The 20,067-nt window shown below is 51.1% G+C and carries 19 protein-coding genes and 1 tRNA gene; 8 read left to right on the top strand and 12 right to left on the bottom strand.

Annotation, left to right across the window (positions count from 1 at the left end; all coding sequences use genetic code 11):
• Window positions 1–37 precede the first annotated feature (37 nt).
• The 4 genes from GS620_RS18370 to GS620_RS18355 are packed head-to-tail and all read left to right on the top strand — an operon-like array spanning window position 38 to window position 5,402.
• Entirely contained in the window at window positions 38–691 is a 654-nt protein-coding gene (locus tag GS620_RS18370; RefSeq protein WP_170698494.1) for a hypothetical protein, read from the top strand.
• Window positions 688–2,640: a Mu transposase C-terminal domain-containing protein gene (locus GS620_RS18365; protein ID WP_170657905.1), complete on the top strand. Its 1,953-nt coding sequence runs from the start codon at window positions 688–690 to the stop codon at window positions 2,638–2,640. Before GS620_RS18370 ends, GS620_RS18365 begins: the two co-directional genes overlap by 4 nt.
• Window positions 2,621–3,601 carry a TniB family NTP-binding protein gene (locus GS620_RS18360; RefSeq protein WP_170657906.1) on the top strand — a complete coding sequence of 327 codons (981 nt, stop codon included), beginning with the start codon at window positions 2,621–2,623 and terminating at the stop codon, window positions 3,599–3,601. The genes GS620_RS18365 and GS620_RS18360 overlap by 20 nt, the downstream gene beginning before the upstream one ends.
• Entirely contained in the window at window positions 3,573–5,402 is a 1,830-nt protein-coding gene (locus tag GS620_RS18355) for a TniQ family protein (protein WP_171617356.1), read from the top strand. The genes GS620_RS18360 and GS620_RS18355 overlap by 29 nt, the downstream gene beginning before the upstream one ends.
• Here GS620_RS18355 and GS620_RS18350 read toward each other — a convergent pair.
• The 3 genes from GS620_RS18350 to GS620_RS18340 all read right to left on the bottom strand — a co-directional run bounded on the left by GS620_RS18350 (window position 5,399) and on the right by GS620_RS18340 (window position 11,495).
• On the bottom strand, window positions 5,399–8,767 hold the full coding sequence (locus GS620_RS18350) for a DEAD/DEAH box helicase family protein (protein WP_171206359.1): 3,369 nt from the start codon (window positions 8,765–8,767) through the stop codon (window positions 5,399–5,401). The genes GS620_RS18355 and GS620_RS18350 overlap by 4 nt on opposite strands.
• A 476-nt stretch (window positions 8,768–9,243) precedes the next feature.
• Window positions 9,244–10,053, bottom strand: coding sequence for a DUF3299 domain-containing protein (locus GS620_RS18345; protein WP_170380014.1), 810 nt, complete (start codon window positions 10,051–10,053; stop codon window positions 9,244–9,246).
• 104 nt (window positions 10,054–10,157) lie between these two features.
• On the bottom strand, window positions 10,158–11,495 hold the full coding sequence (locus tag GS620_RS18340; RefSeq protein ID WP_170380015.1) for an amidohydrolase family protein: 1,338 nt from the start codon (window positions 11,493–11,495) through the stop codon (window positions 10,158–10,160).
• Between the two features lie 78 nt (window positions 11,496–11,573).
• On the opposite strand from GS620_RS18340, the gene GS620_RS18335 reads away from it, so the two are divergent.
• From GS620_RS18335 to GS620_RS18325, 3 genes are all read left to right on the top strand, one after another.
• Window positions 11,574–12,527 (top strand): helix-turn-helix domain-containing protein, encoded by a 954-nt coding sequence (locus GS620_RS18335; RefSeq protein ID WP_171206358.1) that lies wholly within the window; start codon window positions 11,574–11,576, stop codon window positions 12,525–12,527.
• Between the two features lie 82 nt (window positions 12,528–12,609).
• Window positions 12,610–13,002 (top strand): potassium channel family protein, encoded by a 393-nt coding sequence (locus GS620_RS18330; protein ID WP_367397140.1) that lies wholly within the window; start codon window positions 12,610–12,612, stop codon window positions 13,000–13,002.
• Between the two features lie 148 nt (window positions 13,003–13,150).
• Complete coding sequence (locus GS620_RS18325; protein ID WP_170332093.1) at window positions 13,151–14,323, top strand: adenylate/guanylate cyclase domain-containing protein; 1,173 nt, start codon at window positions 13,151–13,153, stop codon at window positions 14,321–14,323.
• Window positions 14,324–14,646: 323 nt separating this feature from the next.
• On the opposite strand, the gene GS620_RS18320 is transcribed toward GS620_RS18325, so the two are convergent.
• The 8 genes from GS620_RS18320 to GS620_RS18285 all read right to left on the bottom strand — a co-directional run bounded on the left by GS620_RS18320 (window position 14,647) and on the right by GS620_RS18285 (window position 18,911).
• Window positions 14,647–15,243, bottom strand: coding sequence for a hypothetical protein (locus GS620_RS18320; protein ID WP_170682765.1), 597 nt, complete (start codon window positions 15,241–15,243; stop codon window positions 14,647–14,649).
• Window positions 15,244–15,438: 195 nt separating this feature from the next.
• Window positions 15,439–15,750 carry a hypothetical protein gene (locus GS620_RS18315; RefSeq protein ID WP_170682766.1) on the bottom strand — a complete coding sequence of 104 codons (312 nt, stop codon included), beginning with the start codon at window positions 15,748–15,750 and terminating at the stop codon, window positions 15,439–15,441.
• Window positions 15,751–15,894: 144 nt separating this feature from the next.
• Window positions 15,895–16,059, bottom strand: coding sequence for a hypothetical protein (locus tag GS620_RS18310; RefSeq protein ID WP_170682767.1), 165 nt, complete (start codon window positions 16,057–16,059; stop codon window positions 15,895–15,897).
• The gene (locus tag GS620_RS18305; RefSeq protein WP_170682768.1) at window positions 16,052–17,110 is read right to left on the bottom strand and encodes a hypothetical protein; all 1,059 of its coding nucleotides are present in this window, start codon (window positions 17,108–17,110) and stop codon (window positions 16,052–16,054) included. The genes GS620_RS18310 and GS620_RS18305 overlap by 8 nt, the downstream gene beginning before the upstream one ends.
• A 3-nt stretch (window positions 17,111–17,113) precedes the next feature.
• Entirely contained in the window at window positions 17,114–17,293 is a 180-nt protein-coding gene (locus GS620_RS18300; protein ID WP_171617355.1) for a hypothetical protein, read from the bottom strand.
• Window positions 17,293–17,799, bottom strand: coding sequence for a hypothetical protein (locus GS620_RS18295; protein ID WP_171617354.1), 507 nt, complete (start codon window positions 17,797–17,799; stop codon window positions 17,293–17,295). Before GS620_RS18295 ends, GS620_RS18300 begins: the two co-directional genes overlap by 1 nt.
• Before the next feature lie 19 nt (window positions 17,800–17,818).
• A tRNA-OTHER gene (locus GS620_RS18290) sits at window positions 17,819–17,912 on the bottom strand.
• Window positions 17,913–18,494: 582 nt separating this feature from the next.
• Window positions 18,495–18,911, bottom strand: coding sequence for a helix-turn-helix domain-containing protein (locus GS620_RS18285; protein WP_170520077.1), 417 nt, complete (start codon window positions 18,909–18,911; stop codon window positions 18,495–18,497).
• 74 nt (window positions 18,912–18,985) lie between these two features.
• Between GS620_RS18285 and GS620_RS18280 the strand changes: the two genes are divergently transcribed.
• Window positions 18,986–19,630, top strand: coding sequence for a cation transporter (locus GS620_RS18280; RefSeq protein WP_170682774.1), 645 nt, complete (start codon window positions 18,986–18,988; stop codon window positions 19,628–19,630).
• Between the two features lie 237 nt (window positions 19,631–19,867).
• Here the strand turns inward: GS620_RS18280 and GS620_RS21865 are convergent.
• Window positions 19,868–20,067, bottom strand: a 200-nt coding sequence (locus GS620_RS21865) for a hypothetical protein (protein WP_216597948.1), incomplete at its 5' end; no start/stop codon positions are given.

Raw genomic sequence — 20,067 nt, 5'->3', positions numbered from 1 at the left:
CGCACCCCCGACGGCCCGACGCGTTCACAAGCGCGGAATGAAAAAACGCGCTGGCAAAATGTCTGGCGTCAAGTTCCCAGGCGTCATTCAGCTCGAAAGCCAAATGGAAGCAGCACTGGTTCGTTGCATGCAGGTCGACCCTCGTGTGGTCTCGCTTAAGCCACAGCCTTGCACAATCGACATGGGAACCGGAAGAGCATTTGCAAACAAAGAAGCAGCGCTAGAGGCTTATGAAGGGCGTCGGTACAGGCCTAAGCTTTATACACCAGACCTAGAAGTCAAACTTGTCGACGGCCGTTTGTTCTACTTGGACGCCAAGCACAGCGCTCACATAGATAAGAAACCTGAGTACCTGGACTATCCTTCACTTCTTGCCGAAGTCGGAATCTCGCTTGTCATTGTAACTGAGTCCTTATTGCAGGGGCCGATTGATCGAAATGCTTGGCTGCTATTGCAAGGACAAGCCGAAGAGACCGCCCCTAAACTTGCAAGCAAAATAGCGTGTCTCAAACAGCAACGTGTGACGTTCAAAGAACTAAGAGAGAATATTGGCATCCCCCAAGCGAAGATTCTTCGCCTTATTCTTGATGGCTATCTGGTGTTCGATTTTTCATGTGAAGCTCTTGGGCCATCCACGAACCTGAATACTGCGAACCGCGACCGAAGACATCTGGAGGTAATCGAATTTTGAAGCAGATTGTCAAAAGGCGGCACCAGAGAACCATCAAATATAGGGGAGAAACCTATGCTGTCGATGGAGCGATAGCTGGGCGGGATGCATATCAGATATCGAACTCCCAAGTTGATCCTTTTGAGATATCTGGACAAGAATATCGAGACCATGTGCACGATGGGCTAGTGAAGGAAGAAGGCTTCGACAAACGTCCTCGTAATGTAACCGCTAAAGATGCACGTGAAGCTCAGCTCAGACTACGCATTGTGGAAAATGCACTAAAGCTTGGGGAGGAAGGCGTTCATTGGGCAAAACGCATACCGATACTTCAACGCGAGTTCGCCGAAGAACCCACCTTCAAAATCAAGGGTAACCGTTTTCCGAGGCAATCGACTGTTCAGAATTGGGTCAAATTGTATCGGCGCGGCGGGCCGGACGCGCTTTTGCCCAAGCGCAGCAATTCAGGAAATCGTATGCCAAGGTTTGACAGCGTTTTCCAAGAGATAGTGCTCGATCTATTGGAAATGCAATATACGTCTTCGGACAGACAAAATCTAACAAGTCTGTCTAGCGACGCTTATATTCAATACCAGTTGGTTTGCCATGAGAATGGCATAAAACCTGGGTGCTGCGGACGCAAGGCAGTCGAAGCGATTGTGCACACAATCCCTCATTTTGACGTTCTAAAGTGGCAACTGGGCAGTAACGAGGCGCGCCAACACATGCGAATTGCCCAAAAATACTATGATATAACAGCACCTTACGATCAAATAGAATTGGACTGCACAAAAGCTGACATAATGCTGGTTGATGATAGCGGGGAGGTAATAGGTCGGCCGTGGATTTGTGCAGCGATTGACTGTGCTACTAGTTGGATTGTCGCATTTCAGGTCTTCCTACCAGATCCATCATCAGAACATGTGGCCAAAGCTCTAAAGGAGATGATTAGCTACCCAGAGGAAGACTTTTTCGAACAGCACGAAATTGTAAACAGGAAAAAAATCGCCGCACTGCCGAAAGTGGTTGTAATGGATCAGGGTTCAGAGAACGTGGGCGAACCCATCGATGCTTTTATCGAAGTTGCTGGTGTCCATGGCCATTGGGCGCAACCTCGAAAACCCCAGGAAAAGCCGTTTATCGAAAACTTGTTCGGGGCAGTTCGAAGCAAAGTCAGCCAGCTTCCGGGTGCGACTAAGTCAAAGGCGTATCCCGACCGGGATCGAACCAAAAAAGCAATGGATGAAGCCCGTCTGACGCTAAGAGTGTTCAATTCAATAATGCAACGCTGGCGCTACGACGAATATGGAAGAACTCCGAGGAGAAAAGTCCAAGACATCTTTAAACGGGGTGAAACACCTAGCGCTGCTTGGGACAGATTGGCAGATGAACACATAGTGCCAGAACCCCCGTCTTTGGACGAGCATCACGCAGCGCTGATGATCCAATCCGAATCTCGAACTCTGTGGCACTACGGTATCGAATTCGAGAGTATGCAATACAACTCTGAAGACTTGGCAAGGCTGTACCGACGACTAGGCCCGCGCCAGCGTGTTGAAATACGCTATGCTCCACTTGATGCTAGGGAAATTTTGGTCGTGGATCCGCATACAGGCGAGTTGGTGCGCGCGTCCAACAAAGCAAAAGACTTGGCAGCACTTTCTTATCGTGAGCTAAGAGAATGCCGGTCACCCAAGGCGAAACACAACGGACCAATCAAAACGGCTTTGGAGATCCACAAAGATATCCAAGCGCGCAGGACGTATAAGCAGGGCAAAAAAACTAAACTGCAAAGGAACCGCTCTGCGGAAATCGACAAGTTGCGGGCCGCTGATATGCAGAACAGAAGTTTGAAAGAACCACAACTAATTGACCAAATACGGTCAGAGGTTGGTCACAACAAGCTCGCAGTTACGAGATCAAAGAACTTGCCAAGGGTCGAAAGAAAAGATGCTGGACCAAACAACTAGTAGAGCTCTGCAAGGTGCATTCATCCGACATAGCCGCCACGAATGGGCTGTCTCGGAGATAAAACGTCTTTTGAATATTGCAGCAACCGAGGGTGGACGGATCATACCAATCTTGGGGCCGACGAGATGTGGAAAGACAGAACTGACAAAGGACTTGAAGGCACAAGTTGAAAATGACCGCCACGGCCCAAGTGCTATTCTGGTATCTTCAGATGTCATTCTGGGCCGACTTGCGCCACGGCCTTCCGAGCGGGATTATTACGGTTCCTGCTTGCGAAGCATGGGCTTTGATTTCGTAGAACGAGAGCGACCTGCCCAAATTCGAGAACGTCTCTTTCGGCTCGTAGCTGAGCACGGCATTCAAACTATCATTATCGACGAAGTGAACCATTGCGCCGAAACTCTGACTAGACACTCGCGTCGACAAGCCGCTGATCACTTCAAGACTATTGTTGATGAAACCTCAGTCACTCTGATTTTAGCTGGGTTGCCAATGTTCGAAGCGGTTATGGACAGCAACGAGCAGTTTGCGGGACGCTGTTTGAACACCATTCGAATGAACCCCTATTGGTGGAGCGTTGAGGCTGATCGTATCGCGTTCTGCGATGCAATCTTTGCGGCCTTCTATTGTCTTGAGGAGTCCGGCATCCTTTTGGAGTTTGACCAAGACGATATGGTACGGCGATTGTACGGTGTTTCCGGCGGACGTGTGCCAGTGGCGTTGGAAGTGCTGCGCGCGCCCCTGGCATTGGGTGCCCAAAATTTACAATACAGCACCAAAACGATTGCCAGGGCAGCGACGGATTCAGGCCTGGAGCGAGATCCGTATCAGTCGTTTTTTCAAGAAGAACCACCATCGGATACTGAGCTGATCAGGTCATACATCAGAGTCATGGCAGATGCTGGTCTCGAAGTAGAGCCTATGACGTCGCATGAGCTTGCGATTATGCGAGGTGTATGAGGTGCCGGGTTTGTTTGCAGTACCACCATTGAAAGGCGAGAGCCTTATCGGATACTTGCGTCGTCTAGCCCATGTAAATGGATACAGAGATGTCTCTGAATTTTTGACACGGTTCCGGCGGAAGTATGGGCGAATTCTAGTCGAGAACATCGAGCACTTTGAGCAAGAGATGGGCTTAGAGAAAGGTTTGTTGGTTGCTATCTCCCCTTCTGCCAAACCTGAGTCACCCAGCTTAAGCTGGCGTTTCGAGCGGCATCATAGCGATCCGATTTGCCCTTCATGTCTTGCCGATGGCTTACCCTTTCAACAAACTTGGCGTCATTACTTGGTGACAGCCTGTCACCATCACAAAACGCGTCTTCAAGATGTTTGCCCTGTCTGCAAAACCACATTGCGTCCGACGTCCGGCGGCTTTGATAAATGCAGATGTGGCTTTAGCTACTCAAATTTCTCAGGGGTGGCAGCAAAGGACCACGAAGTGATCATCTCCGCCTTGATTGCGGGAGATTCAACGGTTGGCAAGCGGTTTCTTGACCTTGCAGGAGGGCGTCAGGTCCCAAAAGACATTGGCGCTTTTATTAATTTCCTAGCGAGTGGTTTCGCTCAGAACCGCACGGGCAAGTCTGGGAAAACACAAACACCCAAAAGCGTTGCAGATTCGTTGGAACTGATTGAGCCGTTGGCAACTGTATTTGACCATTGGCCAAATGGGTTCGAAGAACACGTTCGAGGGTTGATACTGGCAGGAAATTCAGAATCCAACTCTGTGCCGTCCATGCTCGGAAGCTGGTATCAAAGACTTATGAAGTTCGAAGATGATGCGTACCAGCCTTTCAGAGATGCAGTGTCGCGTGCTGCTTCAACCGAGTTCAAGGGAACCTACCTGGGAAAGCTAACGCCGTTGCAAGCTCGGGAATGGGTCTCGGCTAAACAAGCGGCCAAGGAACTGGGAATTTCTGCACAGCGCTTGGTGGCTGAGGTTCAGTCAGGTCAAATTGCCGGAAAGCAAGCCCATAGCGGGTATGGGCACCGGCATACGATGATTCCACGCTTCGAAATTTCGAACATCTATCTGGATAGGAAGCGGTATTGGAATGGGTTGCAGGCCAGAGACTACCTTGGTGTTACAAGAAAGCAATTTGATCTGCTTCGCGCGTCAGAATTGATCCACGAGGTTGCTGCTGAATACCGTCCTCCACTTGTTGATGGCTGCATTGACGGTGAAAGCCTAAAAGAGCTCACAACAAACATTCGAAACTGCACTAAAGTTCAAGCGGGAGAAACTATTCCGTTCAATCAGCTCAACCTGAGGCGCACAACTTATCGAGCTGCTTTGATGCATGTTCTTCAGAAAATCTCCACAGGCGTTATCAAACCTGTTGTTGCGGAAGAAAACATGCGACTTGGTGAGTTTCATTTTTCAGTTTCCGACATCGACCGCGAACTTGGGACGCAGCGGTTGTCAAAAGACTGGACCGCAAATGATGTCGCAAAGTTGACGGGTTGGAAGGCTCAGGCGGTGACACATTGGTGCAAGCTGGGCCTGCTCGGATCACGCAAAGTTCCGCATGGCCCAAGCGAGTCTTTCTTGGTCAGACCGCAGCAGCTTGCGATCTTTCAAAGCGAGTACATGCCGGTAGCTACACTGGCTAGGTCAAGAGGAACTACGTCCCGAAAACTCCTGTCTGATTTTGAGAGCAAAGGGATTGAGACCCATGGTGCGCAAATGGAAGGTAAGACGACGCGAGGACACTTGGTAAAACTGAGTGATCTGGCTTCGCTGCTGTCTGAGGCTGCCTAGTGCTCGCCTGCACCATCCGAAAAGAACACCACTGAAATGCGCTGTCCAATTGCGGGTTCGTGGTCGCGTGAAATATGTTCAGCTTCTTCGATGACCCGGACCATCTTCTCATGGATCTCTGCGGACGCCTGATGATCGCTTTCGAGCTTTTCCAGGATAACCTGAAGCGCGATGTACCCCTTGGGAAGACCCTCATAGGCGAAGCTGTCACGCACTTCGTGTTTCGCTTTTTCCCAGAAGGGATCAAGCTCACGGCTCCACGCCTCACACACCATTTCCACGGCAGGCAGTGCCATATGGCCAAACAATTCTTGATCACTGAGTTCGACACCACCTTTGCGTCCCATGAACTCGGCGCAGGCTTTCATGAGGCTCTCAACGCGAGCGGGGCGCAAGTCCCACTCGGTCAGCTTGCCAATCTGCTCTGAAATCGTCTCTAGCGCTTCAGAGAGATCTTCCAGTGACATGTGGGTGTGTTCCATACCCAGGCTTCTGGTCCGTTCGTATGCAGTCTCCAGAGATTGGACGCAGGCCAGCTGGTCGCGTTCCAATATCAGGCCTTGCGCAGTATCCTTTAGAAGCAGCAGGCGAGGCGGAAAGAAGCTATTGCTCTTGCTAAGTCCTTTGAGATGTAGCGCCGTGAATTTCTCACGGGCCGATAGGAGCGCCAACTCGGCGCCCCAGGTGCCCTGGATTTTGGCCTTGTCGATGAGTTTGTAGCGGTCTTCGGGGATTGTTTGCTTGGTGCGTTCCAGCACGTCGTGAAAGTTATTGTCGCGAAGCCGCCTTGGGGATCGCAGATATTCAACAACACTATCGAGGATCAGTTCTGCGTCTTCGGTGCTTTCTTCTAAGACGGCGTCGATCAGCTCTTCCCCAGCCAAAGTTCTATAGTTCTCTATGCGCTGGGCGATTTTTTCGTCAGATGCAAACTGACCTACTGGCACATCAATAAGGTGATAATTGACGACCCCGAACTCACTATCGATCCTGTCGATCCTACCCAGACCTTGGATGAGCTCTTTCAGGTTCGAGGTCAGACCAAGCAACACCAGCGTGTCTGACGACTGAAGGTTGATACCTTCAGCCATTTTGTAAGTCAGAAAAACCGAGGCAGATCCTTTTGGTTCGTTCTTTCCTCCAGGTCGGAAGTAAGACTCAACGGACTTGCCCTGTGTGATACGCTTGAAGCTGTCGGGGCCACCTCCAAAGATCACCTTCACGGCGCGATCTTCACCCTTGGTTTGGTTTCCCACGACATAGTTGGTGTGGTGGCCTTTGCGCGACAGTGCTTCTGCAAAAATCTCTAGTGTGTCCGTCCGTTCTGCGAGAAAGACGACTCTGTCTTTTTCATTTTGTATTCTCAGGCATGCCTCATACCGCTTCTCATCAAGCTCCTTGAGAACACTGAGACCCAGTTTTTGGTTTAGCGCGTCGCATTTCTTTGTGGGTTCAGGCGCTTCTATTCCCAATGCTTCGAACATGTCGGACTGGTCGCGGTGGGGCACCTTTTTCTTCGATTTTCCGCCACGCTCGAAGTCGCGAAGCGATTTGCCAATAGCTCCATGAGACATCTCCCAATGGGCCTGGGCGGCGCTCACGCGCAGAATGTTCAAAAGGTTGCGGATGTAGAGTTGGTCCTGGGTGCTTTGTTGCGTGCTGACATGCCCGAACCGGCTTTTCTCGACAGCGGTCACCCTACCGCCAGGCGCAAGTTCTTTACAGAGTGCCACAATCTCATCCAGGCGCGTTTGCTGAGGCTTTGTCACCATAAGTTTCTTCGGGCGCCCGTGGTTTTCAAGTTTCGGGTAACTGTGCTTCCTGGGATCTTCGTCCTCGCCAATGCATCGCCTTTGTCTGCGTGTCAAAAACGGAGAAACAAGTTGCGCGAGTTCGGTGCGAGCCTCTCGCGTGAGCGTCGTGTCGGGTTCTGACAAAACGGCCAGTTGTGCATCCTGGTTGAAGATATCTTTGGGAACGTGGGTTTCGCGCTCGAACAACTCACCCATGGCCTGAATGAAGGTTGGGGTCATGAAAATGGACGCCCGCTTCTCCTGCATATGGGTCAACCAGTCGACATCCCGGTTCCCGAGCAGCGTTGCTGACAGACAGACATTCCAGCTTGGTGGGGCAAGTTCGATGGCTGAAGCCATTTGAGATGCTTGTTCAAAGCCTGGTGTAACCGTGTGGCTTTCATCGATTATAAGAATGCCAAACTGATCGAGCCTGAGCCCAGATTTTTCTTCATCGCCAGCGCCGCGGAGGTGTTGTTTGGCAAGTTTGCTATTCGCGACAGGTTGGAGCGAGTTTGTCGAATACTTGCGCCAACTGGGAATAACTTTGGGCGGGGCAATTACAGCCGCATTTTTTCGCGCAACGCCATGGACGGGGGAGCGGGGCACGACTTCTGAGAATGTTTCTGACAATGCTTCGGCCAGGTGACAGCCGATCTCTGTCTTTCCTGAACCGGTTGGCGCTTCTACGAAGGCGATGCCATGGTCATAGACGATGGAACACGCCTCATAGGTCAGCTCCTGTTGATACCCAAACAGCGTATGGCTCGTGATCTCTTTTCGGGCGCCAGTGAGCCAGGGTTCAAACCCCTTTTGCTCCGAAAGTGTTCGCGCCATCGCGTCTTCAGCGGTCACCGGTTTGATAAGCTTTTCGAGTATCTCCAGCGCCTCGGTATTCCAATCGACAGACACATCCCAAGCCTGCTCGGCGGCTTCTGTGCGTTCGACCTGAAGTTCATGCGTGCCCGCATCCAGGTCATCGGCATACTCGATGTTTCTGTAGAGCCCTGAGTAGGAAAAGTTTGCGGACCCGGCGACGGCACCTTTTGGGGAACTGACGATTTTTGAGTGTAGCCGCCGATCCCCAGATATACCCAACTTGCGTTTGGCGAGCTCCGGATCGAAGACACGCAGATCAATTTTCCCGGTTTTGATGGCGTGTTTTGCCAGCACTGCGATGAGATCGTGGTCCTCTTCCACTTGAAGCCCGGAGCGCTCCAGCCAGTAGATTTTCATTTCTTGGGTGACTGGTTTGGGGTTTGTCAGTCTTTTGGTATTCGCAGTGTCGATCCCGAACGATATCCGGATCCGGATATCGCTGTCGTTTTCCAGATCCCGCAGCTCGGGCAATTCCTTCATCAAAATCGACAGCGAAGACAAGAAGTCCTGATACCCGGTGACAATCAGACAATCCCCGGAGGTGATGTGGGGTCGATAAAGATTGATGACCGGCCGGTCGATATTGGTGCCGACCTTCGCAACCGGTTCGGCATCAAGCTCGCTTGCGGGCTTTTGATTTGCTTCGGTGAGCTGCTTTGGCTTGGAACGCAGCCAATCAGGGAGTGAAAACAATGAACAAGTCTTGGTTTAAGGACACTTAGTCTAATAGTGATACTGCGGGCATCGTCCTTCAAGACGTCACCGGAAGAAACATTCGTTTTCCTGAAACTGTCGGAAATTCGCACCGGTTTTGTGGCAGGATGCCGGGATTTCGAGATTTAACATAAGTCGCAATTATGGAGCGGTTGCGTTCTAGTCAGCCAACCACCGGCTAGATCCGAACCTCGGACACTCGTGAACATTCCTTCAGCGGTAGCCGTGAGCACAAAGTTCAAAGGGCTTCCTCGAACTCAAAGGTCTGCGATGCGCAGAAAGCTGACTTTGCAAAGTCACAGTCTCCACTTCAAGCAGCACTTCAATGCTTGGTGGGCGCCAGATTGATAATCGTATTAAGCAATTTCATTTAAGTATTACTGCATGACATTCTGTTTTATCCACAGTCTGGGCACGTAACACACTGGCTTTCATATGCTTAAGACAGGCGGTTTTTAATTCGAATTTGCTTCACGCGCAGCTTTGGCTCGAAAACTTGCCAATTTTGACGCGTCAAATTTTGCAGCCCCGGAACCTAATTTTCCAATGGCGCTTGGATCGTTGACCTCATCCGCGTCAGTGAACTTCCAACCATAAGCTGGGAGATCATCGCCAGCCTCTACATACTGAGCTTCAAATGAATACGTTGCTCTCATTGGAACGAACCCATCCACGAAATTCATCGTCCTCTCTGACGGCGAAATAGAAACTATCCCTGTAAGGCGAACTGGCTCGTGAAAGCGTTCTGGATACCAACCTTCCGGCAATCGAACACGAATAAGCTGGTTTGGGTTCGGTGGAGGCGTATGGCTGCACATACCTCTCTCCGGAACCAAGTAAGCGACGTTTGTACCATCAGGATCCGGTGGTGCGGGTATCGCATAGCCCGCCAGCTTTACGACTTTTCCGTCAATTTCTGGATTACCAGCCGTGGCGGCTTTCTTTCGTCGCTCTGCAACGACCCATCGTTGTTCAATCAACCAATCAACGTCGATCCCAGCCTTTTGCAGCGGCGTCTCATTTTCCAGAATTTTCGCTTCAAGACTTTTGCGGACATCTTCGGAATGGGCTCCACTATCCAGTCTGAGCTTTAGTCGGACGACTTCAACAAGACCACTAAGCTGGTCAGGTGTCAGTTCTTTGAAAGGATCTACGTATTCCTGAGATTCTTCATCAATCAATTGGTTCCAGTCTAACTCAGCGATTTCTGCGGACAACGACGTTGAAATCAAAGAGGCAACACAGACTATTCTCCAAATCTTCATGACTTATCCTTTTCAACCGTATGGCCACTTGGATGTTGGTCAATGCGTCATCACCTGCCAGCTTAAGACATTTATGGACACTTGGGCTCTAAGCGAAACACAGTTCAAAGCTCGTTTTTATAGATGACTCCGTCCTTCATAATCAGGTCGAAGTTTTCTTGTGGGTCCCCTACAAGCTCCAAGTTTTCAAGCGGGTTGCCGTCCACGAGGATCAGATCAGCGTATGCGCCATCTCTGATAACTCCGAGTGGACCGTCTTGGTAGGGATGACGAGGGCCACTCATTTCCATTAGGCGGGCATTTTCAGAGGTCGCTATCTTGAGCGCTTGATAAGGCGTCATCCAAGTTCCCAACCTCACAAGATATTCGCTCTGTTGATACGCCTTTGATGGATCCATGAGTTGATCGGTGCCAAAGGCGAGATTCACGCCAATTTCGACGGCCATTGGGTACAGCGCGTCTACAGCATCAGTCACCTGTTTCCACTTTTTGGCACTAACTGGGCTATCCCAAACCATATCGGCCTCAAACATCGCCTGAGGACTGAGCCAAGCGCCTTTTTCCTTCATCAATTCCAGTGTTTCTCTTGATGCGAAGAAGCCGTGCTCGATGCTCATCACGCCGTTTTCTATTGAGGTACGGATACCTCTGTCTGTCATCACATGCGCCAAAACATAGGTGTTAAAGTTCGTTGCCTCTTCGACTACCGCACGAATTTCGTCGACCGAATACTCGCTCACATCCAGCGGATCGTATTGGGAAGAGACACCACCACCAGTCGTGATTTTGACCTGAGTAGCACCAAACTTGAGGATTTCTCTGGTTCTCTTTCTGACTTCCGGTACGCCATCAGAAATCATCGCCATCATATTTTTTTCCCAATAACTCAGTTCAGAGTTGGAGTTTCTTGGGTTTTCAAGCAGCGTGTGAAAGTCGGCATGGCCTGACGTTTGGCTCATGAATGGTCCGGAGGGCAAAATGCGGTGACCGGGGTATTCACCAGCGTCAATCAGTTTCTTGATCGTAAACGGATTTCCGCCAGGGTCTCTAACGGTGGTAAATCCACGCATTAAAGTCTCTTCAGCCCCCTTCATACTGCGAATGGCCACTTCCGACATGTCGCCTTGATTCAACATTAGAACGGATGCAGGGGTGTAGGCATACGTCGTGTGCCAATGGACATCGATCAATCCTGGGATCATCGTGCGACCGCCACCGTCAATCACCACCGCGTTCTCGGCTTCGATTGGGTCGGAAGAAACAGCGGTTATGAGATTATCTTCGATCAAAACGTTAGCATTCTCGATGCGTGCTTCGTTTACCCCGTCAAAAACATGAACATTCGTTATGAGAGTTCTTGTAGAATCCTCTTGAGCGCTCGCCAGCGTTGCCAGCATGCTTGAGATTACCAAGCAGAGCGTTGACAATTGATTTTTGCGCATATCTTTCACCCTAGGAATATCAAAGCATTCGATTGTTTAATTTTAACGAAGGTAGCCAACTCTCCGAGGAAAATCGATATGAACTTTTTTAAGGAACTTGGCGAAGGCAAACCGGAGCTTTTTGCGGCAACCGTACGTGAAGCAATGACAGGAGAGGTTTTCGATGGCGATGTGATACAGTTGGGAAAGGGGGCTGACGAAGGCGCAATTTTCACAGCTCGTTTAGGGCTTTCCCGTTTGTCTAGTATCCGCTTCAAGCCCAATGCATTGGTGAGAACCGCACAAAGTGAAAGCTTCGCTAATTTCACTGTACCAATCTGCGCTTCAGAGTTATGGACGGTAAGTGGCGTTCCTTTGAAAGAAAACTCCGTTTTCTTCAATTTCACTGCATCGGAAACCGAGGTAGTCGCGCGCAATCGAACTTCGTTATGTGGTCGTGTGCCCTTGCAACGATTTCTCAAAGAGGTTCAACTTTTTTCCGGCAGAAATACATCGGATTTTCGCAGACCAACGGTTATCGTGAAACTGTCTTCTGATTTTCACGCAGCTTTGGTGCGAACACTTAGCTGCATAATGAACCAAGCCGATGGTCAATATACCCAGAGTGATTTGGAGGCGCGTCTTGCAAGGACGCTTGCGATCTTCTTTGCCTTATCTCTGAATAGTGGGAATGCACGCAAAGCGACTTGGTCTCAAAAAGTGGGTTTGGTCTCAAAAGCACGAGAGTACTATTCTTCCGCCTTGTCAAAAAGGCCATCAGTGGCAGATCTGTGTCGAGTAACCGCGGTAAGCGCGCCAACATTGATCTCAGCATTTCGCGACGTAACGGGTGAAACACCAGCACGATTTTTTGCTCTTCAAAGACTGGCCAATGTCCATGATGAACTTGTTCAGGCGTCTCAGCAAAAACCCATGGTGAAGCAAGTGGCGCTCGCTCACGGATTCACCGATTTGGGACGATTTGGGAGCCTGTACAAAAGCATATATGGAATTTTACCATCAGAGCAAATTGAGCGTACTGTACCCATTTGACCGGTTGTCTTTTTAGTTCTGCCGAAAACCGATTAATACGAATCTCGGCTCCGATGTAGCAGAGTTCCCTTGACGGATTGCAATGGCACCTCAACGATTTGCCAAACAGAACTATGGATTGGACGGCGGAATGTTTTCATTTTTTTTGAATTTCTACAGGCTCTTAAAAGCGATTGTCCGCTCGTGGAGTAGCCCTAGATTCCGCGGAGCGCTTACCCTTGCAATACTCTTGTTGCTTTCCGGAACTTTGTTTTATGTCAGCGTCGAGGGGTGGTCTTGGGTGGACGCGCTGTACTTCAGTGCAACTACTATTTCTACGGTTGGCCTCAGTGACCTAACGCCCGTAACCGACACAGGAAAACTCTTTACCGTGTTGTATATTTTCGTAGGCGTCGGGGTCTTCATCACGCTGTTTGTACAATTCACACATGCCCTTCTTAGGGACTACGATGAGAAAAAGTCGTCAGATAATTGAAGACTGAAGCAACGGTCTTTCGGTCGTTGCACCCTAGCGCTTCGCTCTGCCGTATGCGGTTAAGGTCGTTGAGAAACTGCTTGGATTAAGGCAAACAAAGCAAAGACAAGGTTCTTTATCATCTTGTCTAAGCAGCTAGTTTGAGAACATGGCCTCCGTAGCACAACTAACCGACTGGATGATTACCGAAGGACGCCGCTCAGGCGACCCTGTTAAAGTAGTTTCGCATTTCTGCTCGTCCTTAATTGAGGAAGGTGTACCGCTCTGGCGGGTCAATATCGGTCAGCGCTTCGCCAATCCGCTACTCATTGCATGGGGGGTCGTTTGGACACCTGATGGGACCGACAGCTACGACGTAACTCATGAAACGATGTTGACGGAAGGGTATGTTGGTAGCTCGTTTGAGTACATTCTGGAGCACAGAAAGCCGCTTCACAAAAGCCTGCGACAACTGGATCCAAAGACTGAGCATTTATCGTATCTAGAGTTCGCTGAGCTCGGTGGCACAGATTACTATGCAACTCTGATGTATTATGGCGACGGATCTCTGCACGGCTGCACATTTGTCACGCAGGAACCAGACGGCTTTTCACCGCAACATCTGGAATTGATTGAGGCAGCGCTGCCTGCTTTGTCTTCCGCTTTGGAACCTGTCACGATGCGCAAGTCAGCCAAGGGTCTATTGCGAACATATCTTGGCGATGGGCCCTCCGACGCCGTATGGAGCGGGAGGATCAAGCGAGGCGAACGAACGACCCTTGATGCGGTGGTCATGTTTTCTGATTTACGAGGGTTCACGGCGCTTTCAGAAGCCGCACCCGAGGCCGATGTGTTTGACGCGCTGAGCGGCTACTTTGATCTGGTTGTTCAGTCTGTGGAAGATAACGGTGGCGATGTTCTCAAGTTCATGGGTGATGGAATTCTCTCGATCTTCACCATCGCAACTCAGGCTGATCACGCCGACCGATGCCGAAAGGCTGCGCAAGCCGCACAAAGTGTATTGGCCGGTTTGACGGTCCTCAACCGTCGCCGCGCTGAAGCGAAAAAGCCGTCTTTGGACGTTGGGATCGGGATCAATGTTGGACAAGTCAGCTATGGCAACATCGGCAGCCCTGGTCGACTTGATTTCACGGTTCTCGGAGGTGCAGTGAACGTTGCGAGTCGAATTGAGGGGCTGACTAAATCTATTGGCCGAAGAGTGCTGGCAACATCTGCGATTGCCGAAGTCTCCCCTGATCTGTTTTCCCCTTGTGGGTTTCAAGAAGTTCGTGGACTTGCGCGTCCAATCGAATTGTTTTCTCTCGTCGAAGAAGAGCTTTGATTCAGCGCTGACTTAATTTTGGCAGCATCGCGAGAAGCAGGAACCAGATATTGGGCACCAAGTGTTAAGAGGCAGGTTTTTACCTCATTTGGGAGTTTGCAAAGCCCGACGATGGATGTCCGGTTTGGGCTGGTTGCGGTCAACCATGCTCATCGTAGAGACTGGTGGTACATAGTTCCGCAGAGCAGTGCTGGGGAAATGCTTATCCGGGGCGCTTTGGTTCCTAGCAGGAGAGGCGCTTAGAAGAAGCACGCACTACTACAACGACAGTCGCCATAGACTTCTTATGTCAAATTTTGGTTAAGGGCGGCAGGTAAGCTGTACTAGCGGTCTGGGTCTGTATCGAGCTTGCCCCAGAGATCATCAACCATATCTGAGAAGCCATCATTCGAGGCCTCCTTGGGCAGTAGACCAGCTCTTCGCCGGCGTTCGACCTCGGCCATTAGTTCTTCCTCTGTGGCTGATTCAACCACATCACATCGAAGAGCTTCAATCTCGTCCGCTGTCCACGACTCAAATTTGTCAGCGTAGAAGCCTAGGGAATACGGCTCGTCATCAGAAATCTGCTTGATCACAGCATTCCAATCGTCATTCTGGTTCGATTCCTTTTCGATCCACTCGTCTGGTTCGCGAATGGACTCACGGATCACCGACAGCAGCTTTGCCTGAGCGCTTTCTTCACCAGCACCAGTCCCTGCAAGCCAAAGGTCTGCGATCTTGCGAACAAGCGACCAAACAGTTTGATTTCGTGGGTGGTCTTCGATTCTACCGCCAAGGCCTCGTTCTTCAACACCGAGCTGTTCAGATGCCCTCTCATTCATGCGGATATCGTAATCAGACACGTCAGCCAGATCTGAAGCGTTCTCAGCAATGGCTCGAGCGACCTCGTTTTCGCCGACATAGACAACCACCTTCAACATCCCGCTACCCCTTCCTTCGCCAGTTCATCACTCGGTCCAGGTGGCTGTAGTCCAGATCTCGCATGATCCTTCGAACTCGCTCTGGGTCGACTTCGCGATCATTTCCGGCAGTTTGGACGATGTGTCTGACGTAGATCGCCAACGCGACAATGATCACAGCGGATAAGATCAAGCTGATATGCTCCGCCCCCATCACTAAGTCTTCTTCCTTGGGTCTTCGATCCCGAGGTCGTCGAACACGTTGCCGCTACCATCAGTGATCTCGACATCATCGTCGTCAGTCACTAGATCCCAGGTGTTCTCTTTGACCCATTCATCCCGCCATTTGGGCGCATCGGCCGGACGCTGTGCAAAATCGGCGATTTGCTCGAAAATCATTTTGCGCAATGCAAGCCAGACCTCCGGACCCTCTTTGCGACGAGCTTGCAACTCCGCGATCAATTCATCCAGAGGAACATCCTGTAACGGGCGCCCGAAGATCTCGTCTTCTGAAAAATCATCTGTCATCGCTCAACATCCTCGACACTGATCGTCAAGACTAAGATCTTGTTTGGTTTTACAGTGATCTCTTTTCCTTCAATCTCTCGAAGTTTGCCGTTCACCAAAGTCTCGCAGACTACGAAAATTGGGATTTCCTCTTCCGTAGACTCGTCACTCATCTGGCTTAACCTTCGGATCAGGCACCTTTCGCGACCGGATCTCATCCGAGGTAATCGGCTTGGTTAGTTTTGCTCGACCGGCCGCAATTTCAGCCTCCCGAAGCCTAAGCAAACGCAAGGTTTGTTCATCCAGCTCAACGTCGTCGTCATCACCCATCAGACTTCTCCCGAGTACAATAACAGTGAGAACAGAGCACTTGAGACCTGTCGGCTGTCCGAACGATGTCACCAACGTGGCCACACTCTTCACACGTCACACCGCATCGAAACTTCATCCAGTCAGCGTACTCCTGAAGGAGATCGTGGTATCGACTGAAACCGATGGAAATCTTGCCATCCTGGCCTTTCTTAATATCCGAGATCTGAATAGTTCCAGGGTCCAGTGCCCTGAAATCCTGACTGAAGGAAAGCTTGTGGAGTGCTTGCGAAATCACGACGAGCCAGCCCTTTCCGATAGCAGGAACAAGAGATGCGCAATCCGGAGAAACGAGGTCTGGATAGTTTTCCACAATGTCCAGCCTAAGGCTGTCGGGCCAGGATTCTTCGGCGCCCTCAAATCGCCGCCGTAGAGCATCATTGTAGCACCAGCTGCAAAGCGTCGTCACAAACCCAAGGATGTTCTGGCGTTGGGCAGAATTAGAACAACCTTCACAGGTTTGCTCAATCTGATCGACACGCCATTGAATCTCTTCACTCGCAGCCTGGTTGCAGCCCGGGCCCTCATAGACGCGCAAGCCTCCCCATTTCTGTTTGATCTGAACGATGGACGGGTGTTCATCACCAAACAGGTCGGGCTGCTCGTTGGTCAACCTCTTCACTTTCTCAAGTGCAAGCGTAAGCTGCTCCGCCCACCCGGCACGATACTCACCAAGCTGCTTGAAGACGCTTCCATGAATATCATTCCAGTCGACAACACTGCTCATCACTGACCTCCGGGCCCGCGCCTCTTTGAGATCATGTGAAACCTCCGCCATAGCAGTCATCATACGGTCGACCACTTCGCGGTCATCACACTCGACATGCAGAAACTCGGTCGACCATGTGACGTCAGAGACGTGCGGAGCTGGGTAGTTGTGCGCCATCACCAAACGCATCTCTTCGGCGTACCAGGCGTCAAATGAGCGGAGATCATCTGGCGCTCCATGGTCCTCGATCACACCTCGGACCTTTTCCCGGAATTCCTTCCAGCTCTTTTCGACATCACCCATCAGTCACACTCTCCAAAACTTGGCCCTGTTGAGGTGGAATACACCTCCCGGGATCTGGCAAAGCGCAATCGGCGGAACATGGCCAGTTGACAGCGAGCCCGTGTTCATGAGCTTCCGGGCGTAGTCCTCATCATCGTGGTCTTCCATAATCTTATTGAAGATCACTTGTTGTTCGGCGGTCATCACCAGTCCTTCTTCACGCACGCGGGGCACCGATTACGGTCATCCGTTCGGTCAATCTGGCCGTAATATCCGCAGACACCACAGGTCATTCGATCTCGAACACGCGTTTTTCGAACGCCAAAATGCCTCTTCCTTTCAGGGTGGCGCTTGCTCGCGACATCATGCGCGCACCAGCAACACAGTGTCGTGTACCAGCCGTCCAACAGCTGGGTCTCGGCAGCGTTTGAGCATCGCTCACAGGTACGATTTGCTCGTGCAATTGTGGCGGTGATCATCGACTGGATTTGTCGATCATCACACCGGTGGTAGATGCGGAGCTCGCCGAGTTTCTCTTTGATCTGAAGGACAAAGGGGTAGGTGGCACCCTTCAGATTGCAGTATTCCTTAACCTCTGTGAAGAGTGCCGTGACCAAGCCGGACCAGCCTTCGGGTGTGCTTCCGAGGTTCTCCTCGACCGATTGCTTGATGTCGTTGAAATCAATTGCGTTCGTGACGTCGTCCGCCATGTTGGACTCCTCCTGAGGATGGTAGGAGGCGTCGGAATCGAACCGACTCGTGCACTCTAATCTGGAGCAATTACAAGGATATAAGCCTCGCCCGCATACCAATGCTGCCTCCCGCGGATTTCGCGTGGGTTATCGACCTCAGGCCGATATTCGATGGCAGTGGATGCGTGTGTACGTCATGACCAGAAGCTGAACCAGTTAGGGCTACTGTGTCAAGTCGACGTGCGCGGCAGCCCGAGATTCACCGCGTAGTTCTGGGAACCTTCTAGCTTAGCGTGTGCCAAAAAGAATGAAGCATCCTATTTTGCGGGTCAGTACAGCGTCGAGTAGCTCTCAGTCAGCGAAACGATTCGATACCCTGTGACCCGGACTCGAACTCAGAAACTCCGTCGATAGTGCGCTCTGAACCGACGCGCTTATTTTGATCTGCGTCTGATGCGCTCTGTTCTGGAAAAATACAAAAGTCTTGATCTGACCAAACCTCAGCGGCAGCATTGACCTGCATCTTTCGAAAAATGGAGATACCGGTTGCAAAACCTTGCAAGTTTCAATCCATTTAGCGTCTCGAGTAATTTGTGATGATACGTTCCCATAAACCATGCCCAAAGTTGGCCTCGACCACCAAACTTTGCAATGTCCGCTTCGTCCGCCAAGCGGCCGTTCAAAATCAGTGAAAAGATGTCTGCTTTTGTGGGTCAGTGATCTCGACCACAAAGGTCATGGTCTGCAAGCGAAGCCAGGACGTAACAGTCTTCTGCCACACCCCGTCCGTCACATCCCTGTGCGATACGCTTCAATTCATATTCGAGAGCTTTGAGGCGTTTGATCTTTGCGCGTACTTCGGACAACTGACCTTCTGCGATTTCGGTGGCCGCTTCGCACGACCGATCCGGATGGTTCTGTAACTCAATCAAAGAAGAAATTGCTTCGATGGAGAAGCCGAGATCACGCGCGTGCCGTATAAAGCTCAGGCGCTCCAAACCCTCATTTGTGTAGCGCCGCTGGTTGCCTGCCGTCCGTTCCGGTGCGGCCAGTAGACCCATTTCTTCGTAATAGCGGATGGTGGGCACTTTGACCTTCGTCCGCTTCGAAAGCTCGCCAATCGAGAACATGTGAAAAACCTCTTGAACCTCTAGTCACTAGAGACACTACATTGGATCTGACGCGATTCTGAAGAGGTTTTGAGATGGCAGGGTGCTGCGGCAACGAGGTGAAATTCGACGGAATGTCGAACAAATACAAACGTCGGCTTTGGATCGTCATCGCGTTGAATGCGACGATGTTCGTGGTCGAGATGACCGCGGGACACTACGCGAAGTCTCAGGCACTTCAGGCCGACGCGCTCGACTTCCTTGGTGACGCACTGACCTACGGCATTTCCCTCGCTGTGATCGGCGCGTCTATCCGCGCTCGAACGAATGCCGCCTTGGCAAAGGGGATCAGCCTCTTTTTTATGGGTGCGTGGGTGTTTGGGTCTACCGTCTACCGTGTTTTTTACGTGGGCGTTCCAGAGGCCGAAATTATGGGCATCATCGGCGCGTTGGCTCTCGCAACAAACCTTGCGAGCGTATTCTTGCTTGTTAGCTACAAGGATGGAGACGCCAACGTGCGATCAGTCTGGCTATGCTCGCGGAACGACGCCATCGGTAACGTAGCTGTGATGATTGCCGCGTTGGGCGTCTGGGGTACGGCAACAGGTTGGCCTGACCTAATAGTTGCTGCGATCATGGCAAGCCTGTTCTTGTCATCTTCGTACCAGATCATTCGTCAGGCTCTTGAGGAACGGCACGAGGAAGCAGCACACGAGCATAGAACAGCTCGGACAAGCTGACATTCGCTGCGGAGGGCAAACTACACAGGTATGGGCTCCACGCGGTCATTCGCTCAGTCGCGATGCATGTCCGCTTTCCGGACATTCGCCGCGACTGAGCGAACGACGACACCGAGCCTAAACCGGACCTGGTTAAATTGCGTCCCAGAATTGATGAAACCAGTGGAAGACCATCATGGTCAGCTATTGAGAGTAACTTTTCTTTGGTGCAGTCGGCGTCACCACTCTACCAAGGCCTCATGTAAATCGTACTGATAGCTCGGTGTCCATCACGCCACCAAAACCAGCTGACCAATCTTCACCCGGAGACACTGGCCATGCGTCTGTCAAAGTACCGGTTGTAACCAGCTCGCCTGCCTGAAGCTGGTCGGCTTGTGAGAGTAGAGACACAAGATGAGCCAGGACTTCAATTGGGCCTCCAAGCGCGTTTTCACCTT

The sequence above is a fragment of the Ruegeria sp. HKCCD6428 genome (assembly GCF_013110595.1).
In the GTDB taxonomy this organism is placed as follows: Bacteria; Pseudomonadota; Alphaproteobacteria; order Rhodobacterales; family Rhodobacteraceae; genus Ruegeria.
Note: the sequence above shows the minus strand (reverse complement) of the source record. Positions and strands in the feature narration are given on the sequence as shown.